The organism is Metabacillus sp. 84 (assembly GCF_050107715.1).
Classification (GTDB): Bacteria; Bacillota; Bacilli; order Bacillales; family Bacillaceae; genus Metabacillus_B.
The window spans coordinates 206,589-218,816 of sequence record NZ_JBNILN010000004.1; the positions used below are offsets into that span (position 1 = coordinate 206,589).

Here is a 12,228-nt window from a genome sequence, read left to right on the forward strand (position 1 = left end):
CTGAGAGCCCCGTCCTTCGAAGTTAATCGTTTATTTCAAGCTGAATCCGTTTAGAAGAGCGTGTCCCTGCAGCATAAACCACAGTCCGCACTGCTTTTGCAATTCTGCCTTGCTTGCCGATGACCTTCCCGACGTCGCTCCGGCTGACAGTGAGGCGGTACACAATAACCTTATCCTGCACATCTTCTTCCACCGAAACCAAATCGGGTTCGTCTACAAGCGGCTTCACAATTGTTTCGATTAACCCGATCATCTGATTCATCTTACTTGTTCAGTTTGGAATTGTGGAATTTTTCCATGATTCCTTGAGTAGAGAACAGGTTACGCACTGTATCAGATGGTTTTGCACCGTTGTGCATCCATTGAAGAGCCAAAGCTTCATCAATTTTAACTTCTGCAGGCTGAGCTACAGGATTGTAAGTTCCAACTGTTTCAATGAAACGTCCATCACGAGGAGAACGGGAATCTGCTACTACGATACGATAAAAAGGAGATTTTTTTGCTCCCATGCGTTTCAAACGAATTTTTACTGCCATTATTAAAGCACCTCCGAAAATAGTTCACAAGATAGTATATTATCAATGTTGTGTTGGTTTGTAAAGTGTTTTTTCTTAACAGACCTGAAATTTACATGAACGGAAACTTCATGCCGCCTTTTTTCTTGCCTTTAGACATACTTGTCATTTGCTTCATCATCTTTTTCATGTCTTCAAATTGCTTCAGCAGACGGTTGACCTCGGGCACGGATGTACCGCTGCCTTTGGCGATCCGCCTTCTGCGCCCGGCATTAATGACGTCAGGATTTTGTTTTTCTTCCTTCGTCATGGACCGGATAATCGCTTCTACATGACCAATTTGCTTTTCATCGACCTGCACGTTTTTCAGGCCCTTCATTTTGCCGGCACCCGGAATCATCCCGAGCAATTCATCGAGCGGCCCCATACTTCTGACCTGTCCCAGCTGCTCAAGGAAATCATCGAACGTAAAGTTTGCTGTCCTCATTTTTTGCTCAAGCTCTTTTGCTTTTGATTCATCCACATTTGCCTGGGCTTTTTCTATGAGGGTAAGAACGTCCCCCATGCCTAAAATCCGCGAGGCCATGCGTTCAGGATGAAAAGCTTCAATCGCATCGAGCTTTTCGCCTAGACCCACATATTTAATTGGGGTCTCTGTTACCGCCCGAATCGAAAGGGCTGCCCCGCCACGGGTGTCACCGTCAAGCTTTGTCAGCACTACACCGGTCAGACCGAGACGCTCATTGAAGCTTTGGGCAACATTCACAGCATCCTGTCCGGTCATAGAATCAACAACGAGAAAAATTTCATCAGGAGCTGCCAGTTCTTTAACCTGAGTCAATTCGTCCATTAAATTCTCGTCAACATGAAGCCGGCCAGCCGTATCAATCAGCACATAATCATGATGCTCCTTCTTCGCATGAGCGATTGCCTGTTCGGCAATTTCAACCGGACTCACCTGGTCTCCCATGGAGAAAACATCCATATTAAGCTGTTTTCCCAGCGTCTCGAGCTGTTTAATGGCGGCCGGACGGTAAATATCTGCAGCAACCAAAAGCGGCGTCCGGTTATGTTTTTTCCGAAGCAGGTTAGCGAGCTTTCCAGTAGTTGTTGTTTTACCTGCACCTTGAAGCCCAACCATCATAATGACAGTCGGAGGCTTTTTAGCGACAGCTATTTTGCTTTGCTCTCCGCCCATCAAAGCTGTCAGTTCTTCCTTAACGACCTTGATGACCTGCTGGCCCGGAGTAAGACTCTGCATAACCTCCTGGCCTACAGCGCGTTCGCTGACTCGTTTGACAAAATCTTTAACAACCTTGAAATTTACATCCGCTTCCAGCAAAGCTAAACGGACTTCCCGCATCATTTCTTTTACATCGGCCTCGGAAACTTTCCCCTTGCCGCGAATCTTCGTAATGGTCTGCTGAAGCCGGTCGGCCAATCCTTCGAAAGCCATCAGTACCGCCTCCTTATTCCAAATGATCCAGCGCTTCGAATAGATCCAGCAGCTGGTCTTCGCGTTCCGTCCCAGAAGCAAGTTCCTTGAGCTGTTTCATAATTGCGTTGCGCTTCTGAAACTTATGAAGCAGCAGCAGCTTTTCTTCGTATTGTTCAAGCATCGCTTCCGTCCGTTTAATGTTATCGTAAACGGCTTGTCTGCTTACACTGTATTCTTCGGCAATTTCACCGAGGGAATAATCATCGAGATAATAAAGAGACATGTAGCTCTTCTGCTTCGATGTCAGCAGTGACTGATAAAAATCAAAGAGGTAATTCATCCGCGTCGTTTTTTCTAAAATCACGGCTCTCTCCCCTTTTGTTAAGTGAAATGCCTTTACAACATTTACATTCTACCTATTTTCCCAACCCGCGTCAAGTTTTTTTCTTGACGAAAAGAAAAGCGGAGGGCGCTTGCCCAGCGCTGAGAGTCGGTGGAGCTCTCGACCGAAAGGCGCTCTTTGCCTTGACCGAGAGAGCGAAGCGGCCGAAGCGCTAGCGCCCGGAGCTGGACAAAAAGAAAAGCGGAGGGCGCTTGCCCATGCCGACTGGGACATTGGAGCCCCCGACCGAGAGGCGCTCTTTGCCTCGACCGAGGGGGTGAAATGGCCCTGCGGCATAGCGCCCGGAGCTGGACAAAAAGAAAAGCGGAGGGCGCTTGCCCAGCGACGTTGTCGATTAGCGAGTGAATTTTTGTCGTTTATGAGCGGGATGCTGTCGATTGCGAGCGGGTTTTTGTCGTTTATGAGCGAGTTTTTGTCGTTTATGAGCGGGATGCTGTCAAATGGTTGTGCGGAGACAAACACAGCCAGATTCCGATGCACCCGGACTCTGGAGTTCCATGCCCCGCTTATCTAAAATAAAAGAACCCCATTTTAGGGGTTCCTGTCCATTCTATGCTTCCTCAACCAGGTCGGCAAATAAGCCGTACACATATTGCTGGGCATTGAATTCCTGGAGGTCATCTATTTTTTCTCCAAGTCCTACAAATTTAACGGGTATATCAAGCTCACTCCGGATCGCCAGAACGATACCGCCTTTTGCTGTCCCGTCAAGCTTTGTTAAAACAATGCCCGTTACATCGGTAGATTGTGAGAATTGTTTAGCCTGGCTCATGGCGTTTTGGCCGGTTGTTGCATCAAGGACCAGCAGGACTTCATGCGGTGCGCCTGGAACCTCCCGCTCGATGACTCGTTTTACTTTTTCGAGTTCATTCATCAGGTTGACTTTGTTTTGGAGCCGGCCGGCCGTATCACAGATCAGCACATCCGCTTTTCTGGCTTTGGCTGCCTGCACCGCATCGAACATGACGGCTGCGGGATCCGAGCCTGCCGATTGTTTAATCACGGCGGTCCCGGTACGCTGTCCCCACACTTCAAGCTGTTCGATCGCTCCAGCTCTGAACGTATCCCCGGCCGCAAGAACGACGGTTTTTCCTTCCGATTTAAATTTATTTGCAAGCTTTCCAATCGTCGTCGTTTTGCCGACCCCGTTTACTCCTACAACTAAAATGACGTTCAGACGGTCTTCTTTCAGGTTCAGCTCTGCAGAAGACTGCTTGCCGTTATCGTAAATTTCCACGAGTTTTTCCGAAATGACATCCCTTACTTCAAGGGGATCCTGGATATTCCGCCGTTTGACTTCCAGCTTCAGTTCATCAATCAAATCCATAACCGTTGCAACACCCACATCTGCTCCGATCAGGATTTCTTCCAGCTCCTCGAAAAATTCTTCATCCACCTTTCGGAAGCGGGAGACAAGATCATTTACTCTCGTGGAAAAATTAGATCTGGTTTTCGTCATTCCGTCTCTGAATTTGTTTGTTACGGAATCTGACTGTTTCGTAATACTTTCCTTCAATCTTTTTAAAAAGCTCATCCCTCAGCGTCCCTTCACTTTGTTGTAGAAAATTCCTTCGTATCTTCCAGCCGGACCGATACGAGTTTGGATACTCCGGATTCCTGCATCGTAACCCCGTACAGCACGTCACACTCTTCCATGGTGCCCTTGCGGTGTGTAATGACGATAAACTGGGTTTCGTGGCTGAATTGTTTTAAATACTGGGCAAACCGGTACACATTGGCTTCATCAAGCGCCGCTTCCACTTCATCGAGAATGCAAAACGGGACTGGCCTTACTTTAAGAATCGAGAACAGCAGGGCAATGGCTGTGAGTGCTCTCTCCCCCCCGGAAAGCAAACTTAGATGCTGCAGCTTTTTACCCGGCGGCTGTGCCACAATGTCCACTCCGGTATTCAGGAGGTCTTCCGGATTGGAAAGCCTTAGTTCAGCCCGTCCGCCTCCGAACAATGCTTGAAAAACCGATTCGAAGTGGGAACGGATCTGTTCAAACGTTCCGGAAAACTTCCTTTTCATTTCGTCATCCATTTCATCAATAACCTGATGAAGGGTGTCTTTAGCTTCTAGCAGATCTTCACGCTGATCGTGAAGAAACTGATACCGTTCTGATACCCTCTCATACTCATCAATGGCTCCGAGATTTACGGTTCCGAGTTCTTCTATGCCGCGTTTAATGAGTCTGACTTTTTTTCTTGCTTCATCAGGCTCCATAGAGAGCACATGTTTTTCTTTCGCCCTTTCGAACGTGAGCAGGTATTCCTCGCGAAGATGATTCAGTTTCGTGTCCAGCTCGACATCAAGACGGGTAATTTTCACTTGTTCGTCCTTAAGCCAGTCAGCCATTTGCTTATAGATCCGGGAACTTTCCTTCAGTTCCGCTTCCATGGACTCGACCTGCTCCTGCAGATTCGTCCGTTCGGTTCTTCGCTCAGCAATCATCTGGATGGTTCTGTTTTTTTCGTTTAATTTTTCCTCAGATGCATTTGAAAGAATTTGCTCTCCGCTCGTGTTTGAGCTGACCTCTGTCGCCAATAGCGAAAAATCTTCTTCCGCTTCCTTCAGCCGCTTCGAGCGATCTGCCAGTTCCGCTTTAAGGCGGCTTGTTTTTTCAGATACATTCTCGTATGCCTGCTGTTTTCCGGCAAGAATGACTTTTAGTTCTGTTACTTCATCCTGAAGGCCGGCCCTTGATTCCTGCTGAGTGTTTTTCAGCGAAGACAGGCGCCCGATTTCCTGATCCAATTCTTTTAGCTTTTCTGCAGATGTTTCAATGAGTGAGGTTAATTCTTCTAACCGTGAACGGTTTTTTTCCCGTTCTGATTCAAACGACTCCTTCTCAGCGTCATATATGGAAAGGTGGTCGTTGACGTTTTTCTCCTTCCACTCCGCCTCTTTTAATGATGTCTGAGCGGAGTTAAGCTCCTGCCGCAGTTTTTCACCTTTGACCCTCAGATACTCTACCTGCTGCTCCTGGCCGAGAATTCCGGATTTAAGACTTTTCACTTCGTGTTCAAGCTTCGCTGTTTTTTCTTCCATTTCAGCGAGCTGCCCGGCAATCGCTTCCGTTTCCCTGTTGCGGCTTAAAAGTGAGCCGGATTTTTGTTTGACGGCTCCCCCGGTCATAGACCCGCCCGGGTTTACTACGTCTCCATCTAGCGTCACGATCCGGTAGCGGAATTGGAGGAGCTTTGAGAGCTCGTTCGCCCCCTTTAAGTCCTTTGCAACCACTGCAGACCCGAGGAGGTTTTCCATGACTGCTCCGAAGCGGGGGTCATATTCAGCAAGCTCTGATGCAATTCCTATAAAAGAAGAATGCTCTTTCAGCTTCAATTTATCAGCTGTGCCGATTTTTCTGCTTTTCATCACAGATAAGGGAAGAAAAGTTGCACGGCCAAATGAATGCTGCTTTAAGTAGCTGATTGCTTTTCTGGCAACTATTTCATCTGCTGTGATAATGTGCTGGGATGCAGCCCCAAGTGCAATTTCAATTGCCGTTTCATACTCCTTTTTTGTTTTAAGAAGCTCAGCAACCGCACCATGAACCCCCTCGAATTGCTCCCTTGCCTTTAATATCTCTTTAACGCCCTGATAGAATCCGGAATAATCCTCCTGCATCGCTTCAAGCATTTCTTTCCTGGAACGGATCTGCTGGAGAAATTGATAGGCTTTGTATAATGCTGATTCTCTTTTGCTGTAAGTCTCCCTGTCTGCCTCGAGCTTTTTCTGGGCATGGCGGAATGTCCGGATCTGTTCATCCATTTTGGCTTCTATATTTGCAAACTGTGCTTTAAGGTTGTCTTTTTCCTCCGCAAGCGCAAGTCTCTCCTCCAGATACTTGCTGTTGCTGTCACAGGCACGCTCGTTTTTTATCGACTGTAGTCTTTGCTGTTCGGTTATGTATGCCGATTCATTGCGGGCAGATGTCTGCTGATTTAAGATATCAAAATAATCGCTTTTGAGCTGTTCGATCTCCTGATCTAAATTTCCGCTTTGAGCATCCAGCAGGGCTTGCTTTTCTCTCACAAGTGCCTGAGACTGCTTCATCTCGGCAGCGAGCCGTGCTTCTTTTTCTTCTTCGGTTTTTCGTTCTTTTTTAAGGTGCTCTATCTTACCGCTGAGCTCCTGAATCAGCTGCTCAAGCTGACCCCGGTTTTGCTGTGCATTCCGCCTTCTTTCCTTCAGGACTTCTTTTTTTCCTTCAAGCTTTTCAAGCTCTTCACTCGTCTGAAGAAGCACTTGCTGAAGGCTGTCAATTGTATCGTCAAGCTTAGAAAGGCTGCTCCTTGATTCACTGATGGCTTGCTCTTTACGGAGAACCTCTTCCGCCAGAGCGGCTTCTTTCTCTTTCCCGCTTTCTGCTGCCTCGGATAGATTGGTCCATTTCCGGTGAAGCTCTTCAATATCATGGACAGTCAGAGCCACTTCAATTTGTTCAAGTTCTTCTTTTTTATCCAGGTAATCTTTTGCGATGGAGGCCTGTACTTTAAGCGGCTCCACCTGTCCTTCCAGCTCATGCAGAATATCCTGGACACGGTTCAGATTGTCCTGGGTCTCAGCTAATTTATGCTCTGCTTTCTTTTTTCTCGTTTTATATTTTAATACCCCTGCCGCCTCTTCAAAAATACTGCGGCGTTCTTCTGCTTTGCTGCTCAGGATCTCTTCAACTTTCCCTTGGCTGATAATCGAAAAGGCTTCTTTCCCCAGTCCTGAGTCCATAAACAGGTCGATGATGTCCTTCAGCCGGCATGGTTGTTTATTAATAAAATATTCGCTGTCACCAGAGCGGAAAACCTTCCTTGTAATGCTTACTTCATGATAATCAATCGGCAGAAACTGATCCTCATTATCAAGGGTCAGCGTAACTTCGGCGAGGTTCAGACCTCTTCTCGTATCACTTCCGGCAAAAATGATATCTTCCATTTTGCCGCCCCGCAGTGATTTAGCAGATTGTTCGCCGAGCACCCACCGCACCGCATCGGTAATATTGCTTTTTCCGCTTCCGTTTGGTCCAACTACGGCTGTTACACCTTTGACAAAATCTACGCTTGCGCGGTCAGCAAAGGATTTAAACCCTGCTATATCCAATCGTTTGAGGAACATTCAGATTCCTCCTTACACTTATTAAATTCAAACATATTTTAACACAATCCTTTATGTAAAAATAGAAAAGCTGAGGACAGCCGTCCGTCATGAAAGACGCGGTCATCAGCAGGAGCTTTCCGTATCAGGAGGCTCTTCACAGCCGCAGGCAACATGCCGGCCGTGCAGCCATTGACGCGGACTGCAAAAAAAGACTGACCGGCTTTGCGGCTCTGTCTGCATCCATCTTGGCCGGCAGGCAGAGTTTTCAAGCTGGGTCAGCCTATATAAAATCAAGTTTTGGTTTGCATTTTTCCAAGAGCCTGCTGGGCGGCATGCTGCTCAGCTTCTTTTTTCGAACGGCCCATGCCTGTTCCAAGCACTGTTCCTTCAAGTGCTACGACGGCTTCAAATTCCCTGCTGTGTGCAGGTCCTTTTTCCGTTTGAATTTTGTATTCCAGCGGCCCTCTGCCATCTCTTTGCACCAGTTCCTGAAGCTGGCTTTTGAAATCCATCACATGAGAAAAAGCACCTTCGTTCACCTTAGGAAATACATATTTTTCAAGAAAAGCAACGACCGGATCCAGACCTTTGTCCAGGTATAACGCTCCTATGAAGGCTTCAAAAACATCAGCAAGAAGCGCAGGTCTTGCTCTTCCGCCTGTCATTTCCTCGCCTTTACCAAGAAGGATCAGATTGCCGAATGACAAGTCGCCGGCAAAAGAGACGAGTGAGGGTTCACAAACGATTGCTGCCCGAAGCTTCGTTAAGTCACCTTCCGTCATGGTCGGATACTTCATGTATAAAAATCGGGAAACTGTCAGTTCAAGAACAGCATCTCCTAAAAACTCCAGACGCTCGTTATCTTCATAAGGTTTTTTTCGATGCTCATTCACATACGATGAATGGGTAAACGCTTGGTACAGCAGCTTTTCATTAGAGAAAACCTGGCCGATTCTCTCCTGGAACTGCTTGAACTCCGCTGCTTTCTTAGCAAAATTTCTTCTCTCTTTATAATGTGTATGCTTTTGCATAACTACCTCCATCATCACCAAAACAATTGGGCGGCTTTCCCCCTGTATGAACGGGAGAAAGCCCCGCATAGCGGGACTTCAACATACTTTACGCCTGGCTCTGTATGTAATTAACTGCGTCACCCACTGTAGCGATTTTCTCTGCATCTTCATCAGAAATCTCCATATCGAACTCATCTTCAAGTTCCATTACAAGCTCAACTACATCCAGGGAATCTGCTCCCAAGTCATCTTTAAAAGAAGACTCCATTTTAACTTCAGAAGCATCGACACCAAGGCGGTCGACGATGATCTTCGTTACGCGATCCAAAACGTCTGCCATTGCATTCACCTCCCCTCAAAGTATTATAGTCAATCCGCGGTCAAAAGACCAGTTTGATTTTGGAAATATCCCTACATAAACATTCCGCCGTTTACGTGGAACGTCTGCCCGGTTATATAGCCGCTTTTGCCGCTTGCCAGGAAGGTGACCAGATTAGCGATATCCTCCCCTTCTCCGAATTTTGCAAGCGGGATCTGCGTTAGCATTGCTTCTTTGACATCGTCACCCAATTTTTCTGTCATGTCGGTAGAAATAAAGCCGGGAGCAACGGCATTAACCGTAATGCTTCTGGATGCCAGCTCTTTTGCTGATGTTTTTGTTAAACCAATCACACCGGCCTTTGCTGCAGTATAGTTAGCCTGGCCCGGGTTACCGGTTTCACCGACAACTGATGTGATGTTGATGATGCGCCCGCTTCGCTGCTTCATCATTTGTCTTGTGGCAGCTTTCGTGCAAAGAAAAACACCCTTTAAGTTTGTATTGACAACATCATCCCATTCGTCTTCTTTCATTCTCATCAGCAGATTGTCTCTCGTAATGCCTGCATTATTAACGAGAATATCAAGCGTTCCGAATTCACTGATCGTATCTTTAATCATCTCTTTAACTGCTTCTGAATTGGATACATCCGCTTTGATGGCAATGGCTTTTCTTCCCAGTGCCTGAATTTCCTTGACCGTTTCTTCGGCTTTTGCTTCATTTCCTGCAAAGTTTACCGCAACGTCAGCACCGTTCCTTGCCAGATCAAGCGCTATAACACGGCCAATTCCTCTAGAAGCCCCTGTAACGAGTGCAGCTTTTCCTTCCAGCATCATACTTCCTCCTTTAAGGCTTCTACAGCAGCTTTCAGTGAGTCCATGTCTGAAACTGACAGGATTTTCACACTTCTGTCAATTTTTTTAATCAACCCTGAAAGGACCTTTCCCGGACCGATTTCGACAAAAACAGTAGTTCCATTTTCAATCAAAGCTTTTACGGTTTCCTCCCACCTTACCGGGGAGTAAAGCTGCCTGATCAGCAGTTCACGGATCCGGCTGCTTTCTGTTTCCGGCTGAGCCGTCACATTCGGAATCACTGGGATCGTTGCATCCTTTAATGTCATTTCATCAAGGACCGCTTTCAGTTTATCTGCAGCAGGCTTCATTAGCTCAGAATGAAAAGGACCGCTGACGTCTAGCGTAATGGCTCTTTTAGCACCGGCTTCCTTCGCTTTGGCTGAAGCAAGCTCCACTCCCTTTGCTGTTCCGGAGATGACAATCTGGCCCGGGCAGTTCAGGTTAGCGATCTGAACTGAATCACCATCCGCTGTAGTGCTCTCCGTTATTTCACGGAGCGGCTCAGATTCCATACCCATAATTGCTGCCATCGCTCCCTTGCCGGAAGGCACCGCGTCATTCATAAATTCTCCGCGCCTGCGGACGGCAAGAACCGCATCTTCAAAAGTCAAGACTCCTGAGGCAACGAGAGCAGAGTATTCGCCCAGGCTGTGGCCGGCTGTGAAATCCGGCTTTATCCCATCCTTATCAAGCAGCTTCCAGGCTGCAATGCTCGCTGTGACAAGGGCTGGCTGGGCATTATATGTAAGAGTTAATTCTTCTTTAGGGCCCTGGAGCATGATTTTTATCAGCTGATCCTCCAGGATTTCGTCCGCTTTGTCAAAAATTTCTTTCCCTTCAGGGGTCTGTGCGGCAAAATCCTCCCCCATGCCTACTGTCTGTGAACCCTGTCCGGGGAAAACAAATGCGATTTTGGACATTTTACTTCCTCCGTTCTTAGTCGGTTTGACGCTCAGCAATGGCTGTGCGAATGGTGCCGGACACATCATTTAATATCATATCCCGCGTTTGCCGGATGGCATTATAAATGGCATTCCCATCAGATGAACCGTGCGCCTTGACAACCGGAGCATTGAGACCGAAAAGCGCAGCTCCGCCATATTCAGAGTAATCCATTTGTGAGCGGATTTCTCTTAGTTTTGGCTTTAATACGGCTGCTGCGAGTTTTGAGGTGAAATTGCTCGTTAATGCTGCTTTAAGCATTGAGAATACAGACATCGCAGTCCCTTCTATCGTTTTTAATGTTACGTTTCCGGTAAAACCATCCGTTACGACAACATCAGCTGCTCCTTCCAGAAGATCCCTCGCCTCAACATTGCCTTTAAAATTTAATCCAGAGTCTTTCAGATTCAGAAAGGCCTGTTTGGTCAGTTCATTCCCTTTTTTATCTTCTGTCCCTACATTCAGCAGGCCAACGGTTGGATTTTCCACCCCGCGCACTTTCTCTGCATAAATGGAACCCATCACGGCATACTGAAGCAAATGCTCCGGCTTTGCCTCAACATTTGCCCCTGCATCAAGGAAAAGAAACCCCTGACCGTCCAAGGTCGGAAGAGTAGGTGCGAGCGCAGGCCGGTCAATCCCTTTAATTCTGCCAACGATAAAAAGGCCGGCTGTCATTAGTGCACCGGTATTTCCGGCAGATATACAAGCATCCGCTCTGCCTTCTTTCACTTCTTCTGCCATCAGCACCATGGAAGCATTTTTCTTCCGCCGCACAGCTCTCACAGGCTCATCCTCAGCGCCAATGACTTCGGTTGTATGAATAATTTTAATCCGCTCGTGAGCAGAAGCGTATTTGCTGATTTCAGTTTCATCGCCAACTAAAGTGACATGGATGTCTGTAAATGCTTCAACAGCCTTTACTGCTCCTTCGCAAATCGTTTTAGGGGCATTGTCACCGCCCATTGCGTCCATAGCAATTCTCATGTGTGATTCATCCCTTTTTCTGTTGGTTGATTGGAGCGGTACATTTCAAATTCGCCTGAAAATACGAGTTCACTTCCTGCATAGCTGTTCACGGTCACCTTCGTGCGGCCGTTTTCGTTTACACTTTCTACTTTCGCTTTCGCTATGACACGTTCCCCTTCTTTCACTTGCCGGGTGAAGCGGATCCCGGCCTTTGCTGTTAATGCCAGCTCATCGTCAATTACAGCTACGGCAAGTGAGTTAGCCTGTGCAAATAAGTGGTGGCCTCTTGCAATCTGATTACGGCTGAAAACATGTTCTGCTTTCACCTCAAAAATAGAAATCGCTTTCTGGTCCAATTCGAGGTCGATAATATCCCCGATTATTTCTTCTGGAGGAAGGGATTTCACTTCATCCTCCATCGATGCCTGGGCCACAGAACGAATCCGCTCCCGAAGTTCCGGGATGCTGAGCTCCATTCGGTCAAGCCTGATTGTTTGAATGCTGACTTGAAATGCTTCAGAAAGTTCTTCATCCGTTATAAAAGGGGTGCCGTTTATCGTTTTCAGCAATTGCTGCTGTCTTTCTTTTTTCGATCTTTTCATGTTAAATTACCCCATCCGCGCTATTATGACTAGGTACTAATAGTAGTATATAATCTTAATTATCGGAATGCAA

Annotated in this window: 12 protein-coding genes; all 12 read right to left on the bottom strand. The window is 47.0% G+C overall.

Going from position 1 to position 12,228, the window contains the following annotated elements:
- Positions 1-22: 22 nt before the first annotated feature.
- Positions 23-253 (bottom strand): KH domain-containing protein, encoded by a 231-nt coding sequence (locus ACQCV8_RS09995; RefSeq protein WP_426844476.1) that lies wholly within the window; start codon positions 251-253, stop codon positions 23-25.
- Positions 254-263: 10 nt separating this feature from the next.
- Positions 264-536 carry a 30S ribosomal protein S16 gene (gene rpsP / locus ACQCV8_RS10000; protein WP_426844477.1) on the bottom strand — a complete coding sequence of 91 codons (273 nt, stop codon included), beginning with the start codon at positions 534-536 and terminating at the stop codon, positions 264-266.
- Positions 537-627: 91 nt separating this feature from the next.
- Complete coding sequence (gene ffh, locus ACQCV8_RS10005; RefSeq protein ID WP_426844478.1) at positions 628-1,971, bottom strand: signal recognition particle protein; 1,344 nt, start codon at positions 1,969-1,971, stop codon at positions 628-630.
- 13 nt (positions 1,972-1,984) lie between these two features.
- On the bottom strand, positions 1,985-2,317 hold the full coding sequence (locus tag ACQCV8_RS10010) for a putative DNA-binding protein (RefSeq protein ID WP_426844479.1): 333 nt from the start codon (positions 2,315-2,317) through the stop codon (positions 1,985-1,987).
- Positions 2,318-2,906: 589 nt separating this feature from the next.
- A complete protein-coding gene (gene ftsY / locus ACQCV8_RS10015) occupies positions 2,907-3,890 on the bottom strand; it encodes a signal recognition particle-docking protein FtsY (protein WP_426844480.1) in 984 nt (327 codons plus the stop codon).
- A 14-nt stretch (positions 3,891-3,904) separates the two neighbouring features.
- Positions 3,905-7,471 (bottom strand): chromosome segregation protein SMC, encoded by a 3,567-nt coding sequence (gene smc / locus ACQCV8_RS10020; RefSeq protein ID WP_426844481.1) that lies wholly within the window; start codon positions 7,469-7,471, stop codon positions 3,905-3,907.
- Positions 7,472-7,743: 272 nt separating this feature from the next.
- Positions 7,744-8,484 (bottom strand): ribonuclease III, encoded by a 741-nt coding sequence (rnc, locus tag ACQCV8_RS10025; protein WP_426844482.1) that lies wholly within the window; start codon positions 8,482-8,484, stop codon positions 7,744-7,746.
- 88 nt (positions 8,485-8,572) lie between these two features.
- The gene (gene acpP / locus ACQCV8_RS10030) at positions 8,573-8,806 is read right to left on the bottom strand and encodes an acyl carrier protein (RefSeq protein ID WP_426844483.1); all 234 of its coding nucleotides are present in this window, start codon (positions 8,804-8,806) and stop codon (positions 8,573-8,575) included.
- A 71-nt stretch (positions 8,807-8,877) separates the two neighbouring features.
- Positions 8,878-9,618: a 3-oxoacyl-[acyl-carrier-protein] reductase gene (fabG, locus tag ACQCV8_RS10035; protein WP_426844484.1), complete on the bottom strand. Its 741-nt coding sequence runs from the start codon at positions 9,616-9,618 to the stop codon at positions 8,878-8,880.
- Positions 9,618-10,562, bottom strand: coding sequence for an ACP S-malonyltransferase (gene fabD, locus ACQCV8_RS10040; RefSeq protein ID WP_426844485.1), 945 nt, complete (start codon positions 10,560-10,562; stop codon positions 9,618-9,620). Before fabD ends, fabG begins: the two co-directional genes overlap by 1 nt.
- 16 nt (positions 10,563-10,578) lie before the next feature.
- On the bottom strand, positions 10,579-11,571 hold the full coding sequence (gene plsX / locus ACQCV8_RS10045; RefSeq protein ID WP_426844486.1) for a phosphate acyltransferase PlsX: 993 nt from the start codon (positions 11,569-11,571) through the stop codon (positions 10,579-10,581).
- Positions 11,568-12,155: a transcription factor FapR gene (fapR, locus tag ACQCV8_RS10050; protein ID WP_426844487.1), complete on the bottom strand. Its 588-nt coding sequence runs from the start codon at positions 12,153-12,155 to the stop codon at positions 11,568-11,570. Before fapR ends, plsX begins: the two co-directional genes overlap by 4 nt.
- Positions 12,156-12,228: the final 73 nt, after the last annotated feature.

Bases quoted from the DNA above. Each gene is read 5' to 3' on its own strand.
- smc (WP_426844481.1), bottom strand. From the start codon at position 7,471: ATGTTCCTCAAACGATTGGATATAGCAGGGTTTAAATCCTTTGCTGAC.
- rpsP (WP_426844477.1), bottom strand. From the start codon at position 536: ATGGCAGTAAAAATTCGTTTGAAACGCATGGGAGCAAAAAAATCTCCT.
- acpP (WP_426844483.1), bottom strand. From the start codon at position 8,806: ATGGCAGACGTTTTGGATCGCGTAACGAAGATCATCGTCGACCGCCTT.
- ACQCV8_RS09995 (WP_426844476.1), bottom strand. From the start codon at position 253: ATGATCGGGTTAATCGAAACAATTGTGAAGCCGCTTGTAGACGAACCC.
- rnc (WP_426844482.1), bottom strand. From the start codon at position 8,484: ATGCAAAAGCATACACATTATAAAGAGAGAAGAAATTTTGCTAAGAAA.
- fapR (WP_426844487.1), bottom strand. From the start codon at position 12,155: ATGAAAAGATCGAAAAAAGAAAGACAGCAGCAATTGCTGAAAACGATA.
- ftsY (WP_426844480.1), bottom strand. From the start codon at position 3,890: ATGAGCTTTTTAAAAAGATTGAAGGAAAGTATTACGAAACAGTCAGAT.
- fabD (WP_426844485.1), bottom strand. From the start codon at position 10,562: ATGTCCAAAATCGCATTTGTTTTCCCCGGACAGGGTTCACAGACAGTA.
- fabG (WP_426844484.1), bottom strand. From the start codon at position 9,618: ATGCTGGAAGGAAAAGCTGCACTCGTTACAGGGGCTTCTAGAGGAATT.
- ffh (WP_426844478.1), bottom strand. From the start codon at position 1,971: ATGGCTTTCGAAGGATTGGCCGACCGGCTTCAGCAGACCATTACGAAG.
- plsX (WP_426844486.1), bottom strand. From the start codon at position 11,571: ATGAGAATTGCTATGGACGCAATGGGCGGTGACAATGCCCCTAAAACG.